Source organism: Oikeobacillus pervagus (genome assembly GCF_030813365.1).
GTDB classification, from domain to species: domain Bacteria; phylum Bacillota; class Bacilli; order Bacillales; family DSM-23947; genus Oikeobacillus; species Oikeobacillus pervagus.
In genome coordinates this window covers 1-25,839 of the sequence record NZ_JAUSUC010000006.1, presented here as the reverse complement: position 1 = coordinate 25,839, position 25,839 = coordinate 1, and the positions used below count along the sequence as shown (strand labels likewise).

Below are 25,839 nucleotides of genomic sequence, written 5' to 3'. Positions count from 1 at the left end.
AAGGAATTGGTTCGTTTTAAAATAGTAGTATTTTATGGAAGCAATCGGTGTAAAGGCTGATTGCTTTTCATCCGCCATCTGTCCACCCATCTTAAAGGGTGAAAAAAGAATGGCACAATGGCCTTTCTAATCGACTTCACGAAACAAAATGAACAAAGTTAAATGTGGTTAAAGTAAGGGGTCAGCAAAAATGAAAGTCAAAAACCTTCTATATATAGTGTGTCGTCGTTTTTTTACAGAACGGTTCTATGATCAATCTGCACATACAGCCTATTATTTCCTACTTTCTTTTTTACCATTTATCATCTTTGCTTTTTCAGTTATTAGCTTGTTTCCAATCGAAGCAAATGATGTTCTTTCCTTATTAGAACCCTTTACTCCAGAAAGCGCCTACTCAATGATTCATCATACAGTAGACGGGATTTTGGAGAAAAGGCAGCCTCATTTAATATCCTTTAGTTTACTCGCGACGTTTTGGCTCGCATCGATGGCTATTCAATCACTCGTTCGCTCACTGAATGATGCGTATCAGATCAAACGAGCATCCCCCTTTGTATTAGGATTATTAAATGATTTATTATTAACACTTGGTTTTATGATCATTGTGTCACTATCTTTATTCGTCCCAATCATTGAACGAATTCTCCAAACTTTCGTTATACAGAACATTTCTGTCCCGCATGTTTTATCCAATCTATGGTTTTTTGTAAAATGGGGGATTGGAACGGTGTTCTTATTTGGATTTTTTCTATTCCTTTATATGGTCGTTCCCAGCAAATATGTGGGGGTGATTGAGGCTTTACCAGGTGCTATCTTTGCTACTTTAGGGTGGCAGATTGTGTCTATTGGATTTACATACTATGTCAGTATTGGTAGTTATTCTAAAGTTTACGGCCAATTGGGGAGTATGATCGCCTTAATGGTATGGTTTTATTTGAGTGCAGCGGTACTTCTTATTGGGGGGATCGTCAATTCCACGTTTGTGAAAGGAAAGAGGGAAATATAGAGAACGGCAACGGGATTTGATGATGGAAGCTGACGCAAATGCATGTATATCATGCCTATTTGCCTAAAATGCTAGTCGTTACCGTTAATTTCGTTTTTCAGTTAAGTCAATTTCCGTAAATTGCATATCCACTCCGACAGGAAACGATATTTCCATAATGCCATCTTTATACTGAGCGGTTGCCCCTTTTTTTCGGACGAGTTGGGGCAATAGAATTTCTTGTCTGTCACCCATTTCAGGGATATTTTCAATGATAGCCTTGTTTGCAGTATGGAAAATTTTTATTTGGTCAAACCATTCTGAACGATCGATTTTCATTCTGATATATATATAATCAAATGTTTCGAATACTTGTAGTTGAAGGGGGGATTGCTCATTTACATCATTTTGTCCAGCTTGTTCAGCTTGCTGTGGTTGAATATTTGGCAATGTTGCCGCCTTTTCTAACATGCTTTGTACATATTGTTCGACATCGGTTGGAGTTTGAAAATTCATTTTTTTGAACCATTCATTAGAATTTGTTTGATTAGTGGGAAACCAATCCCAAGGGAGCATGTCGAAAACCTCTCTTTCCAAGAAATCATAATATCTTATGCGCAAATGGAATAGGTGTTCAATTTTCCATCAAAAATGATGAAAACTAAAAATGTGTAATGTAGCAAAAAAACGACACAAAGTAGTATTTTTCTACACGAATGGTTACACAATGATAAATATAAAAATATTTGCAAAAAAGCATTGGTTTTTTCTATTATCAGTAGTAAGATGGTGTATGAAAAAACTAGCCTTATGGCGAAAATGACAGAGGGTGGATGAAGAACCATCTAGTGAAAAATTATTTAAGGATAATAAGTTCATGAATCAATTTTCAATAAAAAATACTTTTGATTCATGAAGAATCATTCATTTTCTATACTGTTACAAAAAGTTTATAAAATTGTCGGAAATACTTTGACTTCATACAGTACGGTGTTAGAATGGATGTGTAAGCGTTTCACATTATTTTTAGAATAATTTTTTACATAACTACTTTGAGTTCTGTTCATGAGAATTAACTAGAATGAAAGAGACCCAAAATGGGGCGAAAATGGTTGGAGGTTTTTCACAATGAGAAAGCAAACATCGAACCAAGGGAGACCGTGGAGTGGATTTCACGGGCCAAACCTCGGATATGTTATGGAGGTTTACGAGCAATATTTAGAAAATCCTGATGGCGTAGATCCAGAACTTAAGCAATTATTTGAAGAATGGGGTGCACCAACTGTCGACACAGCAACAGCACCCGAAAGTACGACGAAAACTCATCAGTCATTTCAATTACCAGATGACCCAACAACTTACAGCAAGCTTGTAGCAGCTGTCAAATTAGCTGATAATATTCGTCATTTCGGTCATCTTGCTGCGGATATTAATCCATTAAATATCCGTACGAAAGATACTCGTCGTATTGAATTGAGTGCATTTGATTTAACGGAAGAGGACTTAAAGGAAGTTCCAGTGAATTTTCTTTGCCCAGATGCACCATCTCATGTTCAGAATGGATTAGACGCGATCAATCATTTAAAGAAAGTATACACCGATAAATTAGCTTTTGAATTCTCCCAGGTTCATGATTTGGAAGAAAAGAATTGGTTAAGAAATCAGATTGAATCTGGAAATTATTATCCAAGTTTAACAACTGAACAAAAAGTAGCATTACTAAAACGTTTAACAGAGGTAGAAGGATTTGAAAAATTTATCCATCGTACTTTTGTCGGACAAAAACGTTTTTCTATAGAAGGATTAGATTCAATGGTGCCTTTAATCGACGAGCTTGTTAGTCATTCAGTTGATAAAGGTGCAAAAACAATTAATATTGGAATGGCGCATCGTGGTCGTCTTAATGTGTTAGCCCATGTATTAGGGAAACCATATGAAATGATTTTTGCAGAGTTCCAACATGCTGAAAGTAAAAACTTAATGCCTTCTGAAGGTTCAATCGCAATCACTTACGGTTGGACAGGGGATGTGAAATATCATTTAGGTGCCGATCGCCATTTAGGTAATAATAAGGAACAAAGAACAAGAATTACTTTAGCGAATAACCCAAGTCACTTGGAAGTGGTAAGCCCTGTTGTGGCTGGCTATACTCGTGCGGCTCAAGAAAATCGCAGTAAAGCGGGTCTTCCAACACAAGATGTAAAAACATCTTTCGCTATTATGATTCATGGTGATGCCGCGTTCCCAGGACAGGGAATTGTTGCAGAAACAATGAACATGAGTCAGCTTAATGGTTATAGCACAGGTGGATCTGTCCATATTATTGCAAACAATATGATCGGTTTCACCACTGAAAGCTTTGATTCACGCTCTACTAGATATGCTTCTGACACAGCAAAAGGATTTGAAATGCCAATCGTTCATGTCAATGCGGATGATCCTGAGGCATGTCTTGCAGCGGCTGTGATTGCCTTTGAATATCGTAATAAATTCCAGAAAGATTTCGTAATCGATTTAATCGGCTACCGTCGTTTTGGACATAATGAAATGGATGAACCGATGGCAACAAATCCGAAAATGTATACAATAATCCATCAACATCCTACTCCTCGAGCACTATATGCTGAAAAGCTTGTGGATAGAGGGGTCATTACGAAAGAACTGGCTGACCAAATTGAAAAAGAAGTCGAAGATAAATTAAAGGCTGCTTATGAAAAGGTTCCAAAAAATGAATTGAATCCTGATATTATCATGAACCCTCCTAAGCATGTGGAAAGCAGATTACCAGTAGTAGAAACATCTGTTAACATTGATGAACTTAGACAAATCAATGAAGATTTATTAAAATACCCTGAAAACTTTAATGTATTTAAAAAACTGGATCGTATTTTAAAACGCCGAGAAGGGGTTTTTGAAGGAAAAGGAAAGATCGATTGGGCACATGCAGAAAGCCTTGCATTCGCATCCATTCTACGCGATGGAGTACCTATTCGATTAACCGGACAAGATTCACAACGTGGTACTTTTGCTCATCGTCATCTTGTTTTACATGATGAAAAAACAGGTGAAGAATTTGCACCATTACACAATATTCAAGGTGCAAAAGCTTCCTTTGTCGTGCATAATAGTCCACTAACTGAATCAGCAGTCGTTGGTTATGAGTACGGTTATAATGTTTATGCCCCAGAAACACTTGTTCTATGGGAAGCACAATTTGGTGATTTTGCAAATATGGCACAAGTGATGTTTGATCAATTCATTTCTTCGGGTCGTGCAAAATGGGGACAAAAATCAGGATTGGTTATGCTTCTTCCTCATGGTTATGAGGGACAAGGTCCAGAACACTCAAGTGCTCGTATGGAACGTTTCTTGCAGTTGGCTGCGGAAAATAACTGGACAGTTGCGAATCTGTCAACAACAGCGCAATATTTCCATATTTTACGTCGCCAAGCGGCTATTTTACAAAAAGAAGAAGTCCGTCCACTAGTGATTATGACACCTAAGAGTTTGTTAAGACATCCTTTAGCGGCATCTGACGGTTCTAAATTTACAGAGGAACAATTCCATTCTGTTTTAGAACATGAAGGACTTGGAGGCAATGTAGAGAAGGTTGAAAGAATTATTTTAAGTAGTGGTAAACTATGCATTGACCTATCAGAACAAATTGATAAATCTGAAGGAATGGACTGGATCCATGCTATTCGTGTAGAGGAATTATATCCGTTCCCTAAAGAAGAAATTCAAGATATTGTTTCAAGATATTCCAATTTGAAGGAAATTATTTGGGTTCAAGAAGAACCTCAAAATATGGGTGCTTGGACTTATATTGATCCAAGACTTCGCGATATAGCTCCAGATGGTGTAGATGTTCGCTACATAGGTCGTCGACGTCGTTCAAGTCCATCAGAGGGAGACCCAGTCGTTCATAAGAAAGAGCAAGCACGTATTATCAATAGTGCATTATCACGTTAATCATCATATTTACTATTACTGATGAAAATGAAAGAGGAGGACATCAAAGTGGCTCAAATTAAAGTTCCAGAGTTGGCAGAATCAATCACAGAAGGATCTATTGCTCAATGGTTAAAACAACCTGGAGATTATGTTGAAAAAGGGGAATACATCGTCGAACTTGAAACAGACAAGGTGAACGTGGAAGTTATTTCTGAGGAATCAGGAGTAATTAAAGAATTAATGGCAGCTGAAGGTGACACTGTAGAAGTTGGTCAAGTCATTGCTGTTGTAGAAGAAGGTGCAGCTCCTTCTGCCATTCCAGCTCCAACTGTTCAAGCCGAAGCTCCAAAAGAAGCGCCAAAACAAGAAGAAGTAAAATCACAACCAGTAGAGAGCAAAGAGGTAGATTCTAAAGACCGTCCAATCGCTTCTCCAGCTGCTCGTAAAATGGCTCGTGAAAAAGGAATCGATCTATCTTCTGTTCCTACAGTAGATCCTTTAGGTCGAGTTCGTAAGCAAGACGTACAATCATTTGCTAACCAACCGAAACAAACGGCACCGAGTGCAAGCCCAGCTCCAGCTTCAAAACAAGTGGATAGTAAACCAGTTGTTCGTGAAAAAATGAGTCGTCGTCGCCAAACAATTGCAAAACGTCTACTTGAAGTAAAACAAACAACAGCGATGCTAACTACTTTTAATGAGATTGATATGACAGCTGTTATGGATTTACGTAAACGTAAAAAAGAAAAATTCCTTGAAGACCATGATGTCCGTTTAGGATTTATGTCATTCTTCACAAAAGCTGTTGTCGCTGGATTAAAAAAATATCCATATGTCAATGCAGAAATTCAAGATAATGAAGTATTATTGAAGAAATTCTATGATATTGGTGTTGCTGTATCCACAAATGATGGCTTAGTGGTACCAGTTGTTCGTGATTGTGACCGCAAAAACTTTGCCGAAATTGAAAGTGATATTATGGATTTAGCTCTTAAAGCACGTAATAATAAATTAGCTTTAAGTGATTTACAAGGTGGTACATTCACCATTACAAATGGTGGGGTATTCGGTTCATTACTTTCTACTCCTATTCTAAACGGACCTCAAGTTGGTATTTTAGGAATGCATACAATCCAACTTCGTCCAGTTGCGATAGACAAAGATCGTATGGAAAATCGTCCAATGATGTATATTGCTTTATCTTATGACCACAGAATAATTGACGGTAAAGAAGCTGTTGGATTCCTTAAAACTGTAAAAGAACTTCTTGAAAACCCAGAAGATCTTTTATTAGAAGGATAATATAGAACGAAAAAAGGGATTGTCATTCGATAATCCCTTTTTTTGTTCTCTTAAAATGGAAATTTAAGGGAAGAGATGATCATATAAATATTTTGAGGCATTTAAGGCAAATTAACAATGTAGTTTGTTTCAGAAAATTTTACCGTGAAAGGAGATTGAAGAATGAACATTAATCATATGGAATTAGAAAATATTCGACATTTAGTTGGGAGTCACCAAACCGTTGCGAATAAATTAGAATCATACGCTAATCAATGCCAAGACCCCCAATTGAAACAAATGTTAATTCAAGATGCACAAGCTGCAAAAAACTCCGCTCAAAAACTGATTGGATTTTTACAATAATTAGGCATTTAAAATAAAGGAGGATTTAACATGCTTCAAGATAAAATGATCGTAAATGATTATCTTTCTACCATAAATGCAAGTCTCAGTCGATACGGTTCCATTATTGCTGAAACAGATAACGAAGCATTAAGACAAACATTTATTCAAATGAGAAATGCCGATGAAAGCAGACAACATCAACTTTATAAATATGCTGCTCAGAAAGGGCATTATAAACCTGCATCTACTGCCCCAGTGCAGGAGATTCAGCAGTTAAGATCCCAACTACAACAGGAACTACAGCCAATGAGTCACCAAATGTTCCAACAAGTTCCCCAAAATCAACAAGGATTTAATTCATATCAACATTAAGGAATTGCCCAAAGCACTAGATGTATCGATCTTCGATATGTCTAGTGCTTTTTTCTACTCTACATCTCAAGTCCTAGATGAAAATCGACCCCAAGCTCGTTATGAAAATGGTCGCCAAACGGTATCATATGGATAGAAAGGGGGAAAACAATATGAAAAAAATATTGTATGTTTTACTTGCAATCGTTTTAGTAGCAATTTCATTTGCCAATTTGGTTCCTTTACTAGGCTTAGCCATTAGTTTGGTAGTTCTGTACTTTTCCGTTAAACAGTTTTCTGCTACTGATTCCACTTTAGGAAAGGTATTTTGGGGAATCATCGGGATGATCGCCACGATAAATGCAGTGTCTAATTTACCAGCTGTCATTGGCTTGATTGCGTTGTACTTACTATATGTTTTATATAAAGGTTGGAAACAAGAAAAAGAAGGGCCAGTAAATGGTGATCCATTTCAACAGTTTGAACAGCAATGGAATGAAATTAAAAACAAACACATTTAAAGGGAGTGTAATCATGACATCACTATTTGAACGAATGAAAAATAATATTATGGCTGACTTACATGGCTGGTTTGATCACAAAGAAAAGAAAAACCCAATTGCTATGTTAAATCAATATTTACGCGACTGTGAGTCAGAAGTAAAAAAGATAGAAAAATTGTTGGAGCGTCAATATTTATTAAAAGAAGAAGTATTTAGTGAGTTAAAATATGCAGAAAATATGGCAAAAAAAAGAAGTGAACAAAAGACGATCGCCATGAATGCGAATCAAACATCCTTACACGAATTAATTTTGAGAGAACAGCAACAATATGAAAATCAAGTGGCGTTTTTACAACAGTCTTATGAAGAGACGATTCATCAATTAGAACAACTTGAGAAAAAATATCGCGATATGAAGATGAAACTAAAAGATATGCACTTAAAACGTTTAGAATTAATGGGAAAAGAAAATATGACGAATGCAAATCAAAAGATGAATAAAGTGTTGGGTAGAATTGACGAACCATCCGCTTTCTCCAAATTTGATGAAGTTCAGCATTATATTGATTTCCTTGAGCAGAAAGTGGAAGGAAAATATCGTACAAGTATGATTGATGTTCAAATCGCACAGTTGCAAAATACAAAAAAATTGGACGATAAAATATTAAGTGAGAATGTAAATTAAAAGCATGATATGATAGAAGGGGTGCATTTCTCGCACCTTTTCTTGTATTTTTAATATTCGATTCTGACGTTACTCTCAATTGATAGACCATCCATTTAATAGAAAGAAGGGAGGAAAAAATCAATGCGGAATCAATCTAAATGGGTTCAATGGCTATTTTTGGTTGCGGGCTGTGGATTATTATTAGAATTAACATTTGAGCGATTTTTTCCTCTACTCTTTTCTGTTGCTGCAATCTTGATTGGTTATAAAACAAAGGATAAAATTTTTGGTAATGCCTTATTTATTATTGGAATTATCCTGACCATTATGGTAATATTTGCAACATTTTCATTTCGAGTTTTATTAGTGTTTTTATTAATTTATTGGTTTTATCATTATGTGTATGAAAAAAACACACATTCAGACGAAAATACAAATCAAGGAATGGACCATCGGAATATTATTAGAAAGAGACCGTATTTTTCTAATTTCCAAAGGACATTTACTCATGATGATGAACAAGAAGCCTTTGAATTGCAAGATATTAATTCTTTCTTTAACTTCAGTGATATATTCATTGATTTAAGAATGGCTTATATTCCACAGGGAGAAGCCGTGATCATTATTAGAGGAATCTCAGGGAATATCCAACTACTAATTCCGTATGATATTGAAGTTTCAATCCATCATTCGGCTGTGATTGGGAAGGCGACGATCTTTAAACAGGAAGAAAAAAAGATTTGGAATCAAAATATGATTTACCAAACCGAGCAATATGAGAATGCATCAAGAAAGGTCAAAATTCTCACTTCCGTTGTGATTGGTGATTTAGAGGTGAGAAATGTATGAATATTAGGCGGTTATTGCTTACTTATTTCACCTTCATCGCTTTTATTACGATGATTTGTACGGCAGGCTTCTTCATTTGGACAGTTGAAGCTGATTGGTCCAAAGCTTTATGGAGCCAAAAAATATTTAATATTCCCCTCATCGTGTTTGTCGTGGGAATGATTTTACTCATATCTGCTGTGATTGCTTTAGTATTAGCGCAGAACTTTATTCAGCATTTGTCCAAATTAAATAACGTCTTACTTCAATTTGAAAATGGAATCTACCACCAAGAAATCCCACATCAAGTTAAGCCTGTAGAAATGGATGTTTTGTGGGAAAGAATGAAACATCTACAAGAACATTTAAGTGAACAAGCAAAGATTTCACAAAGAATGGCGACAGAGAGAGCCCATCTGCATGAAGAAATGAAAGAGGAGTTACTTCTACAAGAGAGAAACCGATTGGCAAGGGAGTTACATGATTCTGTTAGTCAACAGCTATTTGCAGCCTCCATGCTGCTTTCAGCGATCAGGGAACAACAGAAAGAAAATAAGCAAATTCAACTAGTGGAACAAATGATTCAACAAGCTCAATTAGAAATGAGGGCGTTATTATTACATTTACGTCCTATTCAATTAAAAGGAAAAAGTATTAAGGCAGGAGTAGAAGAATTACTTTCAGATCTTTCTAGCAAAGTCCCTTTAAATATTTTATGGAGAGTCGATGAAGTATCTTTAGGGAAAGGAATTGAAGATCATTTATTTCGGATCATCCAAGAATCGGTTTCAAATACTTTGCGACATGCAAAAGCAACAACATTAGAAGTAAGATTAATTTCATATGGAGACTTTATCCTTTTAAAAATTATCGATGATGGGGTGGGGTTCCAGCTTAGTAAAGAAAAAATCGGTGGTTATGGGATTCAAAATATTCAAGAACGAGCCATTGAAATTGGTGCAACCGCAAAAGTCATTAGTATCCCAAAAAAGGGAACGAATATTGAAGTAAAAGTACCTATTATTTAGTTAGAGGATGAGAATGAATGATTAAAGTATTATTAGTAGATGACCACGAAATGGTGAGAATCGGTGTATCTGCTTATCTTTCAGCCCAGGAAGATATTGAAGTTGTAGGAGAAGCGGAAACCGGGAAAAAAGGGGTGGAACTTGCTTTAGACTTACGTCCAGATGTAATCCTAATGGATTTAGTGATGGAACCGATGGACGGTATTGAAGCTACAACAGCGATTAAAAAGGAATGGAACGAAGCGAAAATTATTGTCGTTACAAGTTTTCTTGATGATGACAAAGTATATGCCGCTATTGAAGCGGGGGCTACCAGTTATTTATTAAAGACCTCCAAAGCAGGTGATATTGCGGATGCCATCCGGTCCACGTATCAAGGACAGTCTGTATTAGAACCAGAAGTAACAGATAAAATGATGAATCAATTAAGAAAAAAACAGGATCGCCCCTTACACGAAGACTTAACTAATAGAGAATTAGAAATATTATTATTGATGACAGAGGGGAAAACGAATCAAGAAATTGCTGATTTCCTATTTATTGCCCTAAAAACAGTGAAAACTCACGTAAGCAATATCCTTTCAAAATTAGAAGTTCAAGATCGAACCCAAGCGGTCATTTATGCGTTTAAACATGAATTAGTTAAATAAGGTGGAGACCATTGGACGTAACCCAATGGTTTTTTATTTTATCTCATTAAAAATGTTTTAGTGTATAAAAAAAGTTTACCTATCACAACTTTTATTATTTTTTAATATTATAGTACAAAGTAAAACTTCATTCAGTGGGGGGGAATCATCCCCCACCAATCCTCTTCGATTCCTCATTCTTGGAGATATGATGTTTTACTGTCCGTTAATGTGGGATCAATACGTACAAAAGGGAGGGGTGGGTCATGTCCAACAGAAGAAAAACAAAGGTCCTTGCTTATTTTCAACTATTCAAATCGATGGGCATCATTAATGAACACGAATTTAGTATGATGAAAGATAAAATATGTCAAGATGCTAAATTGAAAGATAGGTTCTCATGAAAAAACGTGCAAATTTATTTGCACGTTTCCTAAAAAAAGTTCATTGAGCCCTTTCTTATTTACTTTCGTACAGGATTAAGTCCTCTTTTTCGTACTTCATCTTTTAATAATCTAATCCAATCACGATCTTGACCTTTTTTCTCCGCGTCTCGATAGGCTGCCACCAATTGTTCATTACTCAAAATTTTCATGACGATGCCTCCTCAGATAGGATTAAATATAGAAAACTCTATATTTACTAATCATTCTACATGGGAAATATTCAAATGAAAAGCAAAAAGCTATTATTATTAGAAATTTTGACAAAATTTTTAAAAAACTAGGACATCCTTTTAGGATGATATATTATGTAAACTTAAAGCTTGTTTTAACATTTCTGTCTCATTCCTGAATAAAAATAAACAAAGATGATTTGATCACAGCTTCCTTAAATTTAAACTATTATATAAATACAGATGTAGATCCAAATTGGCCATTTGATTGGACGGTTTTTGAAAAGGGGGGAGAGGATTGAAATGTTCAAAATGTGGATTGGAGTATCATGTTACACAATCCTATTGTCCAAATTGTCAGTACGCGCAAGGAAAGGAAAAAGAGGAAAGAAAAAAGAAGAATCATTGGTTCACGATTTTACTCCCGATCCTTATGCTTGTGGGAATAGCAGGAGTGAACATTGGCTATTACTGGTTTGAAACTGAAACAAATAAAAAGGTCATAAAATTACAAATTGAGGGTGAAAGTCTTGCGTTAAAAGGGAATTTTGCAGCGGCACTTCAGAGATTTAAGGAGGCCAACACTCTCCGCCCCAATTATGAAATCATTCAAGCGAATATAGAATCTACGGAGGAAGCAAATCGTCTAAACGAAATGTTCAAGGATTTTACGAAGCATGTGGAAGAAAAAAGATTAGAAAAGGCAAGTAATGTGATTGAAAGTATTCAAAAGAAAATTGACAATCGTGAAGGAATCCTATTTGAAAAACTTGAAAATGAGTTAGAAAAAAAAGAAACGATGTTGATGTTTTATGAAATAAAGGAAGAAATCAAATCGCTAACCACTATTTCTGAACTTGGAAATCGGTTCATCCTCCTAGCAGATTTTGATTTTAAAGAAGCTGAAAAAGTAAAGGAAGATATTAAGAAGAAGATCCTAAGCATTAGCATAGATCAAGTTAATCAAGCATTAGGAGCAAAGCGTTTTGACGAGGCATCAGCCATAGTGGAGGAAGCGCTACAATATCTTCCAAAGGACAAACAATTAATAGAATTACAAGAGAATATAAAAAATAAAAAAACAGAGTACGAAAAACAGCTGAGTGAAACTTCGGAACCAACTATAGAAGGAAACGAAATGGACCTAACTAATCTAGAAGTAGAAATCAATCAGAATGGCGACGCTTTGATGCATGGGGAAATCAAAAATATTTCAACTAAAAAAATGAAAGATATTGCTGTTTATTATGATGTATACGACGGGGATGGTCGGCTTCTGACTTCAAATGTAACATATCTGAATCCTTCTTTCCTCCAACCAGGAGAAACGGGGCGATTTAATGACACAATTAAGGGGCCGTTTGAGGTCGTAACGGTGAAAGTTGTTGAAGTCACTTGGTACACCGTTGAATAGAACAGGAGGGGAGAAAAAATTGAAATGGAGAGGGAGCATTTTGTTATCCATCGTTTTATTGACCGGAGGAATGTTGATGATCGTTTATATTAATAAAACGGTTCCTGAAAAACTTCAACGTGAAAGTACCATTATACTAAGTAACCAGATAAGCGAGGATAAGCGGAAAAATGTGAAGGAAATCATTCATGATACTCAAAAATTAGTGGTGATGATTGAAACTGAAAATAGCCTTGGATCAGGATTTTTATATAATAAGAAAGGCGATATTATCACCAATGCTCATGTTGTAACGGGCTCTTCAAAAGTTAAAATTAAAATGGCCAATTATAAGCAGTTAGAAGGAATGGTCATTGGAATAAGTAAAGAGATCGATGTCGCTGTTATTAGGGTAAAGGGCTTAACTGGTAAAGAGCCATTACCTCTTTCAAAACGGGACGCTGAAGTGGGAGATGAAGTGTTGGCTTTAGGCTCCCCTCTTGGTTTACAAAACTCTGTTACATCCGGTATGATTAGCGGGGTCAATCGAGACTTGGAAATCCCCCCCTTCTCATATAAAAACACTTATCAAATATCTGCGCCAATCGCTCCTGGTAATAGTGGGGGGCCGCTCATACGAAAAGACACGGGTGAAGTGATTGGAATCAACTCTGCTCTTTCTGAGGAAGGACAAATAGGATTTAGCCTCCCCATTACCCAAATTCTCCCTCTTGTAGAAAATTGGTCAAAACACCCGAAAATATGAAATGAAAAAAGCAACTTTACAACCGTATGGTAGTAAAGTTGCTTTTTTAAGGACAAATTTACCCTGCACAGAGAAAATATAGAAGATGTCAAAAATCCAAGAAGGAGCAAAATGATCAGTTTTGACCAAAAATATGGTAAAATGACAAGAATCAATCCTTTAATGGCAAGATCGACTAGGTGGTGTAAAAGATAAATGTATATTTATACAAGTGAGCAAATTAAAGCGGCAGATCAGTTAGCGGAGAAAAGAGGGATGAGCACTTTCTCACTGATGGAAAATGCCGGATGTGGTCTATATCATGCAATATGCCCCTATTTATCCACCAATCAGAAATTATTAATTGCTTCTGGGAAGGGGAATAATGGGGGAGATGGAATTGTCTTAGCCCGCTATTTAAAAATGGCAGGCTTTGAAGTCGATTTAATTTTCCCGTTAGGCGAACCGAAAACTGGAGTAGCTAAACAACATTTACATTATTATGAACAATGTGGCTTTCCCGTTGAAGAATGGAATCCGAATCAAACATATGATGTCATCGTAGATGCACTTTTAGGTGTGGGAGCCATTTTGCCCTTGCAAGAATCTTTGGTTGAATGGATTAAGTGGATGAAATCTATGAAGGCTACGATTATTTCAATCGATGTCCCGACAGGAATTTCATCCAATAGTGGGGTAGTGGATCAGAATGCGATTAAGGCAGATTATACATTTTCTCTACATGGATATAAGCCTTCTCGATTTCTTTTTCCTTCCTCACATTTTTATGGTCAAGTAGAAGTCGTTGATATCGGTCTTCCCCAAAAAAGTAATTGGAGGGTATGGACGGAAAAAGATGTTCAAAAAAGCTGGGTAAAAAGAGAAACAAATGCTCATAAAGGGCTTTTCGGAACAGGGTTATTAATCGCTGGGAGTCATGAGATGCCTGGGAGTGCTGCGCTTGCCGCATCAAGTGCAATGCGTTTTGGAATCGGAAAATTAACGGTAAATACGACGCAGCATGCTTCTGCGATTATTGGTCCAATTGTTCCAGAGGTGACATTTTTATATCATACTTATGAGGAGCTCGTAAGAAGTGAATGGAAGAATAGGCGCTTTACTTGCGCGGCCATCGGTCCAGGATTAGATCCAACCGATGATTTAGAAAAACTGGTGACATATTTGCTCAAGCAGAATGTCCCTCTCATTCTTGATGCAGGGGCGATTCAATCTAGAAGTTATCCTAGGGGAGAAAAACCAATCATATTAACACCACATCCTGGGGAATTCTCAAGACTTTTACAACTTTCTACGAAGGAAATCCAAGAAAATCGGATAGAATTGGCATCCGAATATGCGGTTACACATCATGTCATTCTCATCCTTAAAGGGGAGTATACAGTGATTGCATTCCCAGATGGAACAGGTTATATTAATACCACCGGGAATGCAAGTCTAGCAAAAGGTGGGAGTGGTGATGCGTTAACGGGAATGCTATTAGCAAGTATTGAGGGAAATGATTGTGTAAAAGCAGCGGTTTTAAATGCGGTTTATATTCATGGCGTTTGTAGTGATGAATGGGTTCGTAAATATAGCGAACACACCTTTGTCTCAAGTGATTTCTCCTCATTATTACCCATGATCTGTAAATCGTTTGAAAAAGAGTGAAGAAGGAAAGGAAGAATGAGCATGATTCATCTTAATTGGGCAGAAAGAGAAACGATTAAAAAAGTGAAATGTGTACATACGAATGCCAAGAAATATATGGTGGAAAATGTTTTGTCCCCTGGTAAGGAATATGAAGTGAAAAATGAAACGGAAGAGTTTTATTTTGTTGTAGATAATCGTGGAAAAGTATCTGGTTTTTACAAAGAATATTTTGAAGTAATGTAAAATGGTTGATTCGGCCAATTAATGAAAAATTGTCCTTTATGAAAAGCCCGAGTGATCGGGTTTTTTTCTATGGGAAGGTAAAAGAAAGGTAAAAAAGGAAAAAGTATTAAATAATAACTAAATGTATAAATATTTTTATCATTGTATCTAGAATTTATCGCATTTATTTGATAATATAATTGAAAGAGCTTGATTTCATGCTGTTTCTATTATTATTTTTATTTAGAAAAAATATATTTACGGGGGCATTTATACAGTAATTATTCATCTAGTTGAAAATTCATTCATTTAGGAGGGGGAAAAATGTTTAATGAAAGAATCGCCTTAAAAATTAGATTAGAGCAATTGGATGATTCTGAAAGTAGAATTTTACGAGAATTTCGTCAAGAAAGGGATGCAATTTTCCGAAGATTAAGAGAACTAGATTCACTTGAAAGAATCGGTATTCAAACCGAACAATCTGATTTGCAACAACTAGATAAAGGCGAACCTACGGTAACGAAAAAACGAAGAGGACGGAGAAGTGCTGCTTTAAATGAATTAAGATCCACCACTGTAGAAATTTTAAGGCAACAAAATGAGCCAATACGTGGGGTTGATTTACAAAAAAAAATTGAGGAAACAACTGGTCGAAAGATTGCAAATATGACAACGTTTATGGTGGCCTTAGAAAGAGAAAATAACCATGTACGGAAGTTAGGTAGAGGGCTATATATATACGAATATGAGAGCTGATTGCATCTTGCAATCAGTTTTTTATTGTTTTCAAACTATAACCTATAGAACTGTATATCAAGATGAAATGTATGAATAGCTAATAGATAAGTGGAAGGGAACAATTGTGGCGAATAAGAGAAAAGAGAGTGAAGAAAATGAATGTGGCATCTCGTTTTGTTTTGACCATCAAAAAAAGAACCGATAATCGGTTCACAAAAGGGGTGTAGAAAAAAGTAAAGAAATTAATGCGTCAACTTAAAATATATAATCGTTAACATATATCCACTATAAAATAGAAAGTGAAAATTTGTCAATCATGAACTACACAAAGATTGAAATTATATTAAGAAAATATATTTTTATAATTGACAGACAAGTCAATCGATTGTAAAATTTATTGGACTAGTGAGAAAATGAAACAATCATTGTCATCAACTAGTAAGATTCGATATAAGCTACTAGGATTCAGAAGTACCTTGTTTAAAAAGGAAGACATCTAATGGAGGACGTCATTTTCAGAAAATAATATATTTTCTTAATAGGATGACAACACTCCATGATCAACGAAAGTAATAAAATGAAAGGGCTTTCAAATCACTTTGAGCCGCTATTTATAAGGAATGGATTAGATTAGATAAAAAGGGATCGGCATTAAGTAGAACGCTCAACGGGGCTTGTTTTGCAAAAGGGGGACGCTTCGAATGAATAAAAAGGACATATTTTTTATCGGACTTATGTTGTTTGCTTTATTTTTTGGTGCAGGTAATTTAATTTTCCCTCCATTTCTTGGGATGGAAGCTGGGGAATCGCTTTGGCCAGCTATATTAGGCTTTATTGTAACAGGGATAGGATTACCTATTTTATCCGTCACGGCTGTTGCTTTGATGGACAATGGGGTTCGCTCAATCGGGGACAATGTACATCCTATTTTCGGCATTTTTTTTGCGGTAATTATCTATTTTGCTATTGGTCCCTTTTTCGGAATCCCAAGAGGTGCAAATGTAGCATATGAGATGGCAATCGCCCCATTTCTTACATCAACTACACAACCTTATTCGCTTTTCATTTTCACCACGCTTTTTTTTGCAATCGTTTTTTGGTTAAGCTTAAATCCATCCAGAATGGTGGATCGAATTGGACAACTATTAACCCCGATTTTACTCGTCGCCATAGCGATTCTATGTGTTTCGGGAATTCTACAATTAAACCATCCATTGCAACCAGCTACTGAAAAATATGCCAATGCTCCATTTTTTAAAGGATTTATGGAAGGGTATTTAACGATGGATACGATCGCTGCCCTAGCTTTCGGAATTGTCGTTGTGAGCGCCTTTAAATTGAGAGGGGTTCAGGAAAAAACCGTCATGTTGCGTTCAACGGTTCAAGCTGGCCTAATTGCTGGAATAGGTCTTTCACTTGTCTATATTTCAACTGCCATCGTTGGAGCAAAGATGGCGACAGTTGGAACATTTACTAATGGCGGAGATCTATTATCAAGCGCTGCCAATCAACTGTTCGGATCCGGTGGGAAATTATTATTGGGAGTGATCGTTGCCCTTGCATGTTTAACAACATGTATCGGTTTAACTGCTGCATGTGCCCAATTTTTCACTGAGATTATGCCGAAAATTTCCTACCGCATCTATGCTCTAATGATCACTATTTTTAGTTTTTTAGTGGCTAATTTAGGATTAAATCAAATAATTTCTATTTCTGCTCCTGTGCTAGCGATGATTTACCCATTAGCGATTGTATTAATCTTTATGTCTTTTTTTCACCGCTTTTATATGGGATCAAGAAAAGTATATGGGGGGGCATTACTTTTTACAGCTCTATTTAGTCTGTACGATGGTTTAACCGCTTTTGGAGTCCAAACCGATTGGCTTCAATCGACTTTATCATGGGTACCATTTTTTTCAGTTGGCCTCGGGTGGGTCATTCCAGCTCTCATGGGGGGAGTTATAGGTTGGGGGATCGATAGAATAATAGGGCTAACCGATCCACAATATAGATCACTATAATAAGTAAACGGCAGAATTTTGAGTTCTGCCGTTTTAGACTATTTTAAATGTAATAGCTTTTGCTTTAGTTCTTCTTCCATCGTGATTAATTCTTGTTCTGCTTGTCTACGTTTTTGACGTCCTTCTTGTTGAATTTGGAGAGTTTCTTCTAGTGTTGTAATTAAACTAGCTTGTGTTTTCTTCAATGTCTCAATATCGACAAGCCCTCGTTCGTTTTCCCTTGCTGTTTCAATCGTATTGGACTTCAGCATCTCGGCATTTTTTAGGAGTAGATCATTGGTCGTTTTCGATACTTGTTTTTGCGCTTCAACCGCTTTTTTCTGACGGAATAAAGTCAAGGCAATTGCAATTTGGTTTTTCCATAATGGAATCGCAGTTAAAATGGACGATTGAATTTTTTCGGCTAGTGCTTCGTTCATATTTTGAATTAAGCGAATCTGAGGCGCACTTTGAATGGTAATTTGACGGCTTAATTTTAAATCATGTAAACGCTTTTCAAGGCGGTCAGCAAATTGTACCATGTCATTTACTTCTTGGTAGGCCATTTGGTCGCCAGATTGTTCTGCTTTTTTTTGTAGTTCTGGAATGGTCTTTGTTTGCAGTTCTTCTAATTTGATCTCACCTGCTGCAATAAAAATATTTAAAGCCTCGAAGTATTCTTTATTCTTTTCGTATAACTGTTCTAAAAGTTGAATATCTTCTATTAAGACCTTTTTTGAATGATCTAGTTTCACGCTTATACGGTCAATTTGTGCTCCAATCTTTTGATATTTAGATAAAATTTCTTGGATAGAGTTAGAGATTTTTCCAAATACTCTCGCAAAGAAATTTTTCTTTTCTGGACGTAATTCATCTGGATTGACTTGTTCTAATTTTCGCATTAAATCTTTTAAAACGTCACCAATAGGCCCGATATCTTTTTGCTGAACATGATCAAGCATCGAATGAGAAAAGCTAGAAAGCTGTGATTGGGCAGCTGTTCCATATGTGATAATCGCTTGATGGTTAGACGGATCAATTTGACGTGCAATTTCCATCGCTTTTTTTTGATGTGCTTCCGGCAAAATATCAATGGTTTTCTTTGGCGCTGGTTCTTGATTGTTCACCAATGACAATGAATCATCACCGAAAGGATTGGCGAGAAGATCGTCCAATTCACTCTTCACTACGAGATCGTCCATCACTTTGGTTTTATTTGTTGGTTCACTCATTTATGTTTCTCCTTTCATCGTCCAGTGGATGTTCTAATTTTTTTAATGAATGTTTTGCTACATCTAATTCAATAGATAAATGCTCTATATCTGATTGTAAAACTACATATAAATCCTTTTCCAATGACTTTGTTAATTCATCTAGAGTTATCGAGGATTCACTAAGTGAATGATACAATTGCTCATTCTTAACTGGTTGTTGAGATAAAAATGCATATTTTTCAGCAATTTCTACAACAGAATCCAAATGACGGAAAAAGAAGTTCTCTGCCTGATAGAAACGTCTAGGCTCACGTTTCACGATCGAAAAGATTCTTTTTACAAGTCGATGGATTTCAATCATTTGTTTAAATGTTTGGATGTTTCTAATCTTGATAAATACTTTATTTAACCGTTTCAATTTTTCCTTGGCTTCTTTTAAATTTCGTTTAATGTACGCATATTCTTGACGAGTAATATTATTTTCCTTAAGAAATCGTCTACGGGTGATCCATTTAATCATCTGATAAAGGGCCACACTCGTTAATAAGGCGATTCCTGTTGACTTAAAAATAGGGTAGTCAAGATTATGTAAGATGAGCAATGTTATAAAAAAAGTCGGTATAGAGACTAATAATCGCGTGATAAAAAATAAGATGGACACTTTAGCATCGACTCCTACGAAATGTTTATATAGTATTCATACGTTTTTTTTTGAAAAAGGTTTCACCCCGTTTTTATTATAAGAAATAAATAGGTTCATTAAAAGGATGACCATACATAAAATAGATGCTGCCCTGAATCATAGGTAGTGATTTGAATAAGCTTCCTTGCAACTAAAGACCTTGGTGCTTTATACACCAAGGTCTTCACATCATTTATTCTCGTTCACTTCTTGTTTATGGGTTTGAAAATATCTCTTTGAAAGCCAAGTTTGTCCGATTAAGAACAGCCCACTCACAGTCCAATAGAGTGGTAAGGCAGCAGGTGTCGAGAATGAAATAAACAAAATCATCGCAGGCGACAGTAAACCGATGATTTTCATTTGTTTTTTCTGTTCTTCTGGTACTCCAATCATCGATACGCGGAATTGAAGGAAGTACATGAGACCTGCAATAAAGGCCATTAAGATATCAGGTGAACCAAGTTTAAACCATAGAAAATGGGCTTTTTGGATATCTTCTGAAATACGGATTGCATAGTAGAGTGCCATCCAAATCGGCATTTGTAATAGGATTGGCAGACAGCCCATTGCAAATGGATTAATATTATGTTGTTGATATAATGCCATCATTTCTTGTTGGGCCTTCATTTGTTCTTCTTTTGATTTTGCGGCTTTTACACGCTTTTGGATTTTTTCCATTTCTGGCTTGACAATTTCCATTTTCTCACGCATGATTTGTTGTTTTTTCATCGTGTTTAACATAAATGGAAGTAAGAGTAGACGAACAGCAAGAGTGATGATAATAATCGCTATTGCATAATTTCCGTTAAATGTAGACCCAATCGTATGGATCAGCTTTACAAATGGTTGAACAAAGTAATCGTGAAAAACATGTCCTTCGTTTTCAGCACTTGAACAGCCGGATAATAAAATGGTGGACATAAACAATACGGTCAAATAAGCTGTTATTTTTTTCATATAATCCTCCTCAAATTGATGAATAATGTGAAATTAAGAGAAGGAATGGTATGGATCATTTTCATCATAGGATGATACTTTTCTACGGATGCTTTTTGGTAACCATTCAAGCATATTAAAAGAAGGACAATCGGTTTGCGATTCAATCGATTGACGGACATCTAGCCGATTCATTTCATGCATATGAGCAATTTCATGTTTTTTATAAGAATGTAATTGAGTCCATTTATACGTAAGAATAAAAATAAAATGCAAGACCAAACTCATATAAAGCGAGTAAATAGTAAATTCGTTAAGAGATTCAATTAGAAAATCAATCATGAGCTGTCTCCTTAACATTTAGACTAAATGAAAGTATAACTTAAAAATAGGAATTATTCAAATAGAACAGATACTATACGAGTGTGCTAGTGTCTTAGCCAAATTAATGAAAATAGTCTTTCTCATCTATAACAAAAAGTTCATAATATCGTAATCAAAAAAGTCCGAAATGGTGGTAAAATAAAACTAAACAATGAGAATAATTATCAACTTCACATGTGCAGAAAGAAGGTTACTGGCTATGAATATTCTTGAATTAAAACAAGGAAAAACAGCTTATATTCATGATATTAAAGACATTCATCATATCGTTAAACAAAGACTACTGCAAATTGGTGTCTGTGAAGGATCCCTAATTAAAATGAAGAGAATGATGCCTTTTGGTGGGCCGTGTATGATCGAATGTTCTGGCCAAGTCATCGGGATTCGCCGCTCGGATGCTAAGAAAATATTGGTGAATGGCCAATGATAAAGGCAGCATTAGTCGGCAATCCAAATACAGGGAAGACTTCTTTATTTAATACATTAACAGGTTCTTATGAATATGTAGGAAACTGGAGCGGTGTAACAGTTGAAAAGAAAGTCGGAGCATTAAAGAATAATGGAGGTCAATTAATTGACTTGCCTGGTATTTATTCATTAACCCCTTATTCTAAAGATGAAGCGGTTGTGATTCAATATTTTCTAAATGAAACGTTTGATAAGGTATTAAATATTGTCGATGCTTCTCAATTAGAAAGAAATCTACAGTTAACAGTCTCATTGTTAGAGTATGAAAAACCGATGATGATCGGATTAAATATGATCGATGTCGCTAAAAGACGCGGTCTTACAATTGATGTAGACCGATTAAGTAAAGCATTGGGAACTACCGTCATTCCAATTGTAGCACGGACTGGAAAAGGTTGTGACCAAATTCTCCAGTCTTTAGCAAATGAACCGTCAAAGCCAACCAAAACCGTCATATTTTATGGGAATGAAATAGAGAAATCAATTGATTCCATTACCCGCTTATTATCGGGTCAAATGTTACCGTTTCCAAAACGATGGCTTGCAATTCAAATATTAATGGGGAATGAATATGCCGTTCGATATGCGGAAGAGCGGGTTTCATCGCAAAAAATCAAAGAAATAAAATTACAGTTGGAAAAACAATTACATTCTAAATATGGAATGTCGACAGAAAGATGGATGATGGAAAAGAGAAAAAATTGGATCCGTCAAATTGTGAAAGAGAGCACGATTCAAAAGGAAGAACATTCTGTTAATTGGTCAGAACGATTAGATGAAATCTTAACGAACCGCTTTCTTGGAGTCCCGATTTTTTTCCTTTGTATGTACATCATGTTTAGTTTAACATTTGATTGGATCGGAACACCGCTTTCCGATGTGTTAGATGCCTTTTTTAGTGGTCCATTAACGGATTGGACATCTTCCCTTTTAAATACAGTGAATGCTGCTCCGTTTATTCGGGCGCTTATATTAAACGGAATTATTGCAGGTGTTGGTGGTGTATTAGTTTTTGTACCACAAATATTTGTCCTATTTTTATTTATTTCTTTCCTAGAGGATTCCGGCTATATGGCAAGGGCAGCTCTTGTCATGGATCGCTTAATGGAGAGGGTCGGATTAAACGGGAAAGCCTTTATTCCGATGATTATTGGGTTCGGCTGTAATGTTCCAGGGGTGATGGCTGCTAGAACCATTGAACAACCGAAAGAGAGATTATTAACGATTTTGTTAACTCCTCTCATGTCTTGTTCAGCAAGATTGCCGGTTTACGCTTTGTTTGCAGGAACCTTCTTTACCGCAAACCAAGGAATGGTCGTATTTTCCTTATATGTGTTAGGAATTGTCGTTGCATTAGCGCTTGCAAAAATATTTTCCTTAACCATTGTCAGAAATGAAGTGTCGTTATTTGTAATTGAACTTCCCCCGTACCGAATTCCGCATGGACGAACATTATGGAGAAGTACTTGGGATAAAGGGAAAGGGTTCATCCGAAAAGCGGGAACATTCATCTTTGGAGGATCTGTTGTCATTTGGCTATTATCTTATATGGGGCCAGGCGGTTGGAATGTTGAAATGGATCATAGTTTCCTAGCTATGATTGGCGGATTTATCGCCCCAATTCTAGCTCCACTAGGTTTTGGTACATGGCAAGCCGGCGCCTCGATTATCACTGGGTTTATGGCAAAAGAAGTGGTTGTTTCAACGATGAATATTATTTATCACACATCCAATACCGATGCTTTACAAGGAGTTATTGCGGATCAATTCACCCCTATTTCTGCTTATAGTTTCTTAGTTTTTATTTTGCTATATGTTCCATGTGTTGCAACCGTTGCGGCCATTCGTTTTGAGACAGGTTCAAAAAAATGGACTTTATTTTCAATAGGCTATGGCTTGTTGATTGCTTATCTTCTGTCTTTCATCATTTTCCAGGTAGGGAAATTATTCTTTTAAGAGAGGGAGAGTTAGATGATTGCGAATATTGTGATCGGTTCAGCGATTTTTGGATATGCAGGTTATACTTTATATAAATTTGCGAAGAAAAGTAAAAAAGGTGGAGCATGTGCCCATTGTTCTATGAAAGATCAATGTGAAACGTCAAGATGCGATTCTATGAAGTGAATACTTAGCATGCTGCACAATTAATCTACTGAAATAGAGTAAAGTTTCTTAAAAATAGATACAACTTGATCAGCTGTCCCTGAAGTGAAGAGTCCTCTTCTAAACACCCATTTTATTTCTGTGTTTCAGAAGGAAGGAACCTGCATCTCACTTTGGGGGCTTTTTTTGTTTGGACAGCTGTATTTGAAGAAATTTAATTTTTTTTTGATAAAAATAAGCCCAAACGGTGATTTGTTTGTTAACTATTAATAAAAACCGGTTGACATATTGACATCTCTTCTTTTATTCTATTCTATATGGAAGGAGAAACGGAAATGGATAAGAAATTGAGAAAACGCAAATTTAGTACGATGGACATCACTCTTATTGGACTGTTTGTGGCTTTGATGATGATCGGAGCAAATATTACTTCCTTCGCACCATTTATGGTCATAAATGGTGTTCCTATTACATTACAAACTTTTTTTGCTATTTTAGCAGGGGCAATATTAGGAAGCAGAGTAGGGGCAGTCGCAATGATTGTGTATATGCTATTAGGCTTAGTAGGAGCACCTGTCTTTGCTAGATTCAATGGCGGGTTTACAGCGATCATTAGTCCTACATTTGGTTTTATCGTTTCCTTTATATTTACTGCATATGTTACAGGAAAAATAGTAGAGAGAAAGAAAACAGTTTCTCGTTTTATCACAGCTGCATTAATTGGTATGACGATTAATTATGTATTTGGAACGAATTGGTTGTATGCAGCATTTAAATTATGGGCAGAAGCGCCACCAGCTTATTCATATAAAGTTGCTTGGATATCCATGATGGTGCCATTACCGAAAGATATTATTTTATCTGTATTTGCAGGAGTGATGGCTCATCGCCTGCATCATTCTGTACTTTCAAAATATTCATTAGGAAAACATGCCATGTAAAAAAGAGAGGGGTATTATCATGACAAAATGGGGAAATCTTGCTGAAGAAGTATTAAAGGGATATGAATTAACAGATGAGGAAGCATTATCGATTTTAAATTGTCCTGATGAAAATTTATTAGAATTACTTCAAGGGGCTTACCAAATTCGTAAGCATTATTACGGAAATCAAGTGAAATTAAACATGATTATTAATACTAAATCGGGTCTTTGCCCAGAAAACTGTGGCTATTGTTCACAATCGGTTTTATCTAATGCGCCAATTGAGAAATATCGTATGGTTGATAAGGAGACAATTTTAAAAGGCGCAGAACGTGCACATGAACTACAAGCAGGGACTTACTGTATCGTTGCAAGCGGTAGAGGACCAAGCAATAAAGAGTTGGAACATGTAGCCGAAGCGGTAGAGGAAATTAAAGAAAAATATGATATGAAAGTTTGTGCCTGTCTAGGGCTTTTAAAACCAGAGCAAGCGAAAAGATTAAAGGAAGCAGGAGTAGACAGATATAATCATAATTTAAACACATCTAAAAATCATCATGAAAATATTACTACTTCACATACATATGATGATCGCGTGAATACTGTAGAAGCAGTAAAAGCACAGGGGATTTCTCCATGTTCTGGGGTCATTGTGGGGATGAGAGAAACAAAAGAAGATGTCGTGACAATGGCTCGTAGTTTAAAAGCTTTAGATGCTGATTCCATTCCAGTAAACTTCTTAAATGCGATTGACGGAACTCCACTTGAAGGAACAAAAGAATTAAATCCAAGATACTGTTTGAAAGTATTATCATTATTCCGCTATATCAATCCTTCGAAAGAGATCCGCATCTCTGGTGGGCGTGAAGTAAATTTAGGGCACTTACAGCCATTAGGCTTATATGCAGCAAATTCTGTCTTCGTTGGAGATTATTTAACAACTGCTGGACAAGAGACAACAGCTGACCACAAAATGATTGAAGAACTAGGTTTCGAAGTAGAAGTGGTTTCAGAGAAACAAGCCACTTGCTAAATCGGAATATTGGGAATTATTTTACTTTAATAAGAAAGAGGAAGATGAGAATCTTCCTCTTTTTAAGTGCGCCCTGCATGGGCGGATACTTGGTGGTGAAAGTCCACTACAGGCTTGGCAGTAGGAACTGTTAGCGAAAGACAAGGTGGCTATCGTGA

Annotated in this window: 28 protein-coding genes; 22 read left to right on the top strand and 6 right to left on the bottom strand. The window is 36.1% G+C overall.

The window, feature by feature from the left end; all coding sequences use genetic code 11:
• Positions 1 to 190: 190 nt before the first annotated feature.
• Entirely contained in the window at positions 191 to 1,006 is an 816-nt protein-coding gene (locus tag J2S13_RS03640; protein ID WP_307256344.1) for a YihY/virulence factor BrkB family protein, read from the top strand.
• 84 nt (positions 1,007 to 1,090) lie between these two features.
• Here J2S13_RS03640 and J2S13_RS03635 read toward each other — a convergent pair whose 3' ends face one another.
• Positions 1,091 to 1,561, bottom strand: a complete 471-nt coding sequence (locus J2S13_RS03635; protein WP_307256343.1) for an Hsp20/alpha crystallin family protein — start codon at positions 1,559 to 1,561, stop codon at positions 1,091 to 1,093.
• A 552-nt stretch (positions 1,562 to 2,113) separates the two neighbouring features.
• On the opposite strand from J2S13_RS03635, the gene J2S13_RS03630 reads away from it, so the two are divergent.
• From J2S13_RS03630 to J2S13_RS03585, 10 genes are all read left to right on the top strand, one after another.
• A complete protein-coding gene (locus J2S13_RS03630; RefSeq protein ID WP_307256342.1) occupies positions 2,114 to 4,957 on the top strand; it encodes a 2-oxoglutarate dehydrogenase E1 component in 2,844 nt (947 codons plus the stop codon).
• Between the two features lie 48 nt (positions 4,958 to 5,005).
• Positions 5,006 to 6,241 (top strand): 2-oxoglutarate dehydrogenase complex dihydrolipoyllysine-residue succinyltransferase, encoded by a 1,236-nt coding sequence (odhB, locus tag J2S13_RS03625; RefSeq protein WP_307256341.1) that lies wholly within the window; start codon positions 5,006 to 5,008, stop codon positions 6,239 to 6,241.
• Positions 6,242 to 6,403: 162 nt separating this feature from the next.
• A complete protein-coding gene (locus J2S13_RS03620; RefSeq protein WP_307256340.1) occupies positions 6,404 to 6,586 on the top strand; it encodes a hypothetical protein in 183 nt (60 codons plus the stop codon).
• 30 nt (positions 6,587 to 6,616) lie between these two features.
• Positions 6,617 to 6,940: a spore coat protein gene (locus J2S13_RS03615; RefSeq protein WP_370873945.1), complete on the top strand. Its 324-nt coding sequence runs from the start codon at positions 6,617 to 6,619 to the stop codon at positions 6,938 to 6,940.
• Between the two features lie 152 nt (positions 6,941 to 7,092).
• Positions 7,093 to 7,440, top strand: a complete 348-nt coding sequence (locus J2S13_RS03610) for a lmo0954 family membrane protein (protein WP_307256339.1) — start codon at positions 7,093 to 7,095, stop codon at positions 7,438 to 7,440.
• 13 nt (positions 7,441 to 7,453) lie between these two features.
• Positions 7,454 to 8,107, top strand: coding sequence for a PspA/IM30 family protein (locus J2S13_RS03605; RefSeq protein WP_307256338.1), 654 nt, complete (start codon positions 7,454 to 7,456; stop codon positions 8,105 to 8,107).
• A gap of 123 nt (positions 8,108 to 8,230) precedes the next feature.
• Entirely contained in the window at positions 8,231 to 8,938 is a 708-nt protein-coding gene (gene liaF / locus J2S13_RS03600; RefSeq protein ID WP_307256337.1) for a cell wall-active antibiotics response protein LiaF, read from the top strand.
• Entirely contained in the window at positions 8,935 to 9,945 is a 1,011-nt protein-coding gene (locus J2S13_RS03595) for a sensor histidine kinase (protein ID WP_307256336.1), read from the top strand. The genes liaF and J2S13_RS03595 overlap by 4 nt, the downstream gene beginning before the upstream one ends.
• Positions 9,946 to 9,962: 17 nt before the next feature.
• On the top strand, positions 9,963 to 10,595 hold the full coding sequence (locus tag J2S13_RS03590; RefSeq protein WP_307256335.1) for a response regulator: 633 nt from the start codon (positions 9,963 to 9,965) through the stop codon (positions 10,593 to 10,595).
• A gap of 245 nt (positions 10,596 to 10,840) precedes the next feature.
• On the top strand, positions 10,841 to 10,978 hold the full coding sequence (locus tag J2S13_RS03585) for a hypothetical protein (protein WP_307256334.1): 138 nt from the start codon (positions 10,841 to 10,843) through the stop codon (positions 10,976 to 10,978).
• 59 nt (positions 10,979 to 11,037) lie between these two features.
• Here the strand turns inward: J2S13_RS03585 and sda are convergent, their stop codons facing one another.
• On the bottom strand, positions 11,038 to 11,169 hold the full coding sequence (gene sda, locus J2S13_RS03580; RefSeq protein ID WP_307256333.1) for a sporulation histidine kinase inhibitor Sda: 132 nt from the start codon (positions 11,167 to 11,169) through the stop codon (positions 11,038 to 11,040).
• A gap of 319 nt (positions 11,170 to 11,488) precedes the next feature.
• Between sda and J2S13_RS03575 the strand changes: the two genes are divergently transcribed.
• The 6 genes from J2S13_RS03575 to brnQ all read left to right on the top strand — a co-directional run bounded on the left by J2S13_RS03575 (position 11,489) and on the right by brnQ (position 17,959).
• Positions 11,489 to 12,604 carry an FxLYD domain-containing protein gene (locus J2S13_RS03575; RefSeq protein ID WP_307256332.1) on the top strand — a complete coding sequence of 372 codons (1,116 nt, stop codon included), beginning with the start codon at positions 11,489 to 11,491 and terminating at the stop codon, positions 12,602 to 12,604.
• A 19-nt stretch (positions 12,605 to 12,623) separates the two neighbouring features.
• Positions 12,624 to 13,349 carry a S1C family serine protease gene (locus tag J2S13_RS03570; protein ID WP_307256331.1) on the top strand — a complete coding sequence of 242 codons (726 nt, stop codon included), beginning with the start codon at positions 12,624 to 12,626 and terminating at the stop codon, positions 13,347 to 13,349.
• A gap of 195 nt (positions 13,350 to 13,544) precedes the next feature.
• Entirely contained in the window at positions 13,545 to 14,996 is a 1,452-nt protein-coding gene (locus J2S13_RS03565; protein WP_307256330.1) for an NAD(P)H-hydrate dehydratase, read from the top strand.
• A 21-nt stretch (positions 14,997 to 15,017) separates the two neighbouring features.
• Positions 15,018 to 15,221, top strand: a complete 204-nt coding sequence (locus tag J2S13_RS03560; protein ID WP_307256329.1) for a DUF6501 family protein — start codon at positions 15,018 to 15,020, stop codon at positions 15,219 to 15,221.
• Between the two features lie 303 nt (positions 15,222 to 15,524).
• Positions 15,525 to 15,956: a Rok-like winged helix domain-containing protein gene (locus J2S13_RS03555; RefSeq protein ID WP_307256328.1), complete on the top strand. Its 432-nt coding sequence runs from the start codon at positions 15,525 to 15,527 to the stop codon at positions 15,954 to 15,956.
• Positions 15,957 to 16,639: 683 nt separating this feature from the next.
• Positions 16,640 to 17,959 (top strand): branched-chain amino acid transport system II carrier protein, encoded by a 1,320-nt coding sequence (gene brnQ / locus J2S13_RS03550; protein WP_307256327.1) that lies wholly within the window; start codon positions 16,640 to 16,642, stop codon positions 17,957 to 17,959.
• Positions 17,960 to 17,997: 38 nt separating this feature from the next.
• Here brnQ and J2S13_RS03545 read toward each other — a convergent pair whose 3' ends face one another.
• The 4 genes from J2S13_RS03545 to J2S13_RS03530 all read right to left on the bottom strand — a co-directional run bounded on the left by J2S13_RS03545 (position 17,998) and on the right by J2S13_RS03530 (position 21,112).
• Positions 17,998 to 19,170, bottom strand: coding sequence for a toxic anion resistance protein (locus J2S13_RS03545; RefSeq protein WP_307256326.1), 1,173 nt, complete (start codon positions 19,168 to 19,170; stop codon positions 17,998 to 18,000).
• Positions 19,163 to 19,813, bottom strand: coding sequence for a 5-bromo-4-chloroindolyl phosphate hydrolysis family protein (locus J2S13_RS03540; protein ID WP_307256325.1), 651 nt, complete (start codon positions 19,811 to 19,813; stop codon positions 19,163 to 19,165). The genes J2S13_RS03545 and J2S13_RS03540 overlap by 8 nt, the downstream gene beginning before the upstream one ends.
• A gap of 210 nt (positions 19,814 to 20,023) precedes the next feature.
• Positions 20,024 to 20,791, bottom strand: a complete 768-nt coding sequence (gene yidC, locus J2S13_RS03535; RefSeq protein ID WP_307256324.1) for a membrane protein insertase YidC — start codon at positions 20,789 to 20,791, stop codon at positions 20,024 to 20,026.
• Between the two features lie 33 nt (positions 20,792 to 20,824).
• Complete coding sequence (locus J2S13_RS03530) at positions 20,825 to 21,112, bottom strand: hypothetical protein (RefSeq protein ID WP_307256323.1); 288 nt, start codon at positions 21,110 to 21,112, stop codon at positions 20,825 to 20,827.
• A gap of 241 nt (positions 21,113 to 21,353) precedes the next feature.
• On the opposite strand from J2S13_RS03530, the gene J2S13_RS03525 reads away from it, so the two are divergent.
• The 5 genes from J2S13_RS03525 (at position 21,354) to bioB (ending at position 25,681) form a co-directional block, all read left to right on the top strand.
• The gene (locus J2S13_RS03525; RefSeq protein ID WP_307256322.1) at positions 21,354 to 21,581 is read left to right on the top strand and encodes a FeoA family protein; all 228 of its coding nucleotides are present in this window, start codon (positions 21,354 to 21,356) and stop codon (positions 21,579 to 21,581) included.
• Complete coding sequence (gene feoB / locus J2S13_RS03520; RefSeq protein ID WP_307256321.1) at positions 21,578 to 23,578, top strand: ferrous iron transport protein B; 2,001 nt, start codon at positions 21,578 to 21,580, stop codon at positions 23,576 to 23,578. The genes J2S13_RS03525 and feoB overlap by 4 nt, the downstream gene beginning before the upstream one ends.
• 15 nt (positions 23,579 to 23,593) lie before the next feature.
• The gene (locus J2S13_RS03515; protein ID WP_307256320.1) at positions 23,594 to 23,746 is read left to right on the top strand and encodes a FeoB-associated Cys-rich membrane protein; all 153 of its coding nucleotides are present in this window, start codon (positions 23,594 to 23,596) and stop codon (positions 23,744 to 23,746) included.
• A 314-nt stretch (positions 23,747 to 24,060) separates the two neighbouring features.
• Positions 24,061 to 24,666: a biotin transporter BioY gene (locus J2S13_RS03510; RefSeq protein WP_307256319.1), complete on the top strand. Its 606-nt coding sequence runs from the start codon at positions 24,061 to 24,063 to the stop codon at positions 24,664 to 24,666.
• A gap of 19 nt (positions 24,667 to 24,685) precedes the next feature.
• A complete protein-coding gene (gene bioB / locus J2S13_RS03505; protein ID WP_307256318.1) occupies positions 24,686 to 25,681 on the top strand; it encodes a biotin synthase BioB in 996 nt (331 codons plus the stop codon).
• The last annotated feature ends 158 nt before the right edge of the window (positions 25,682 to 25,839 follow it).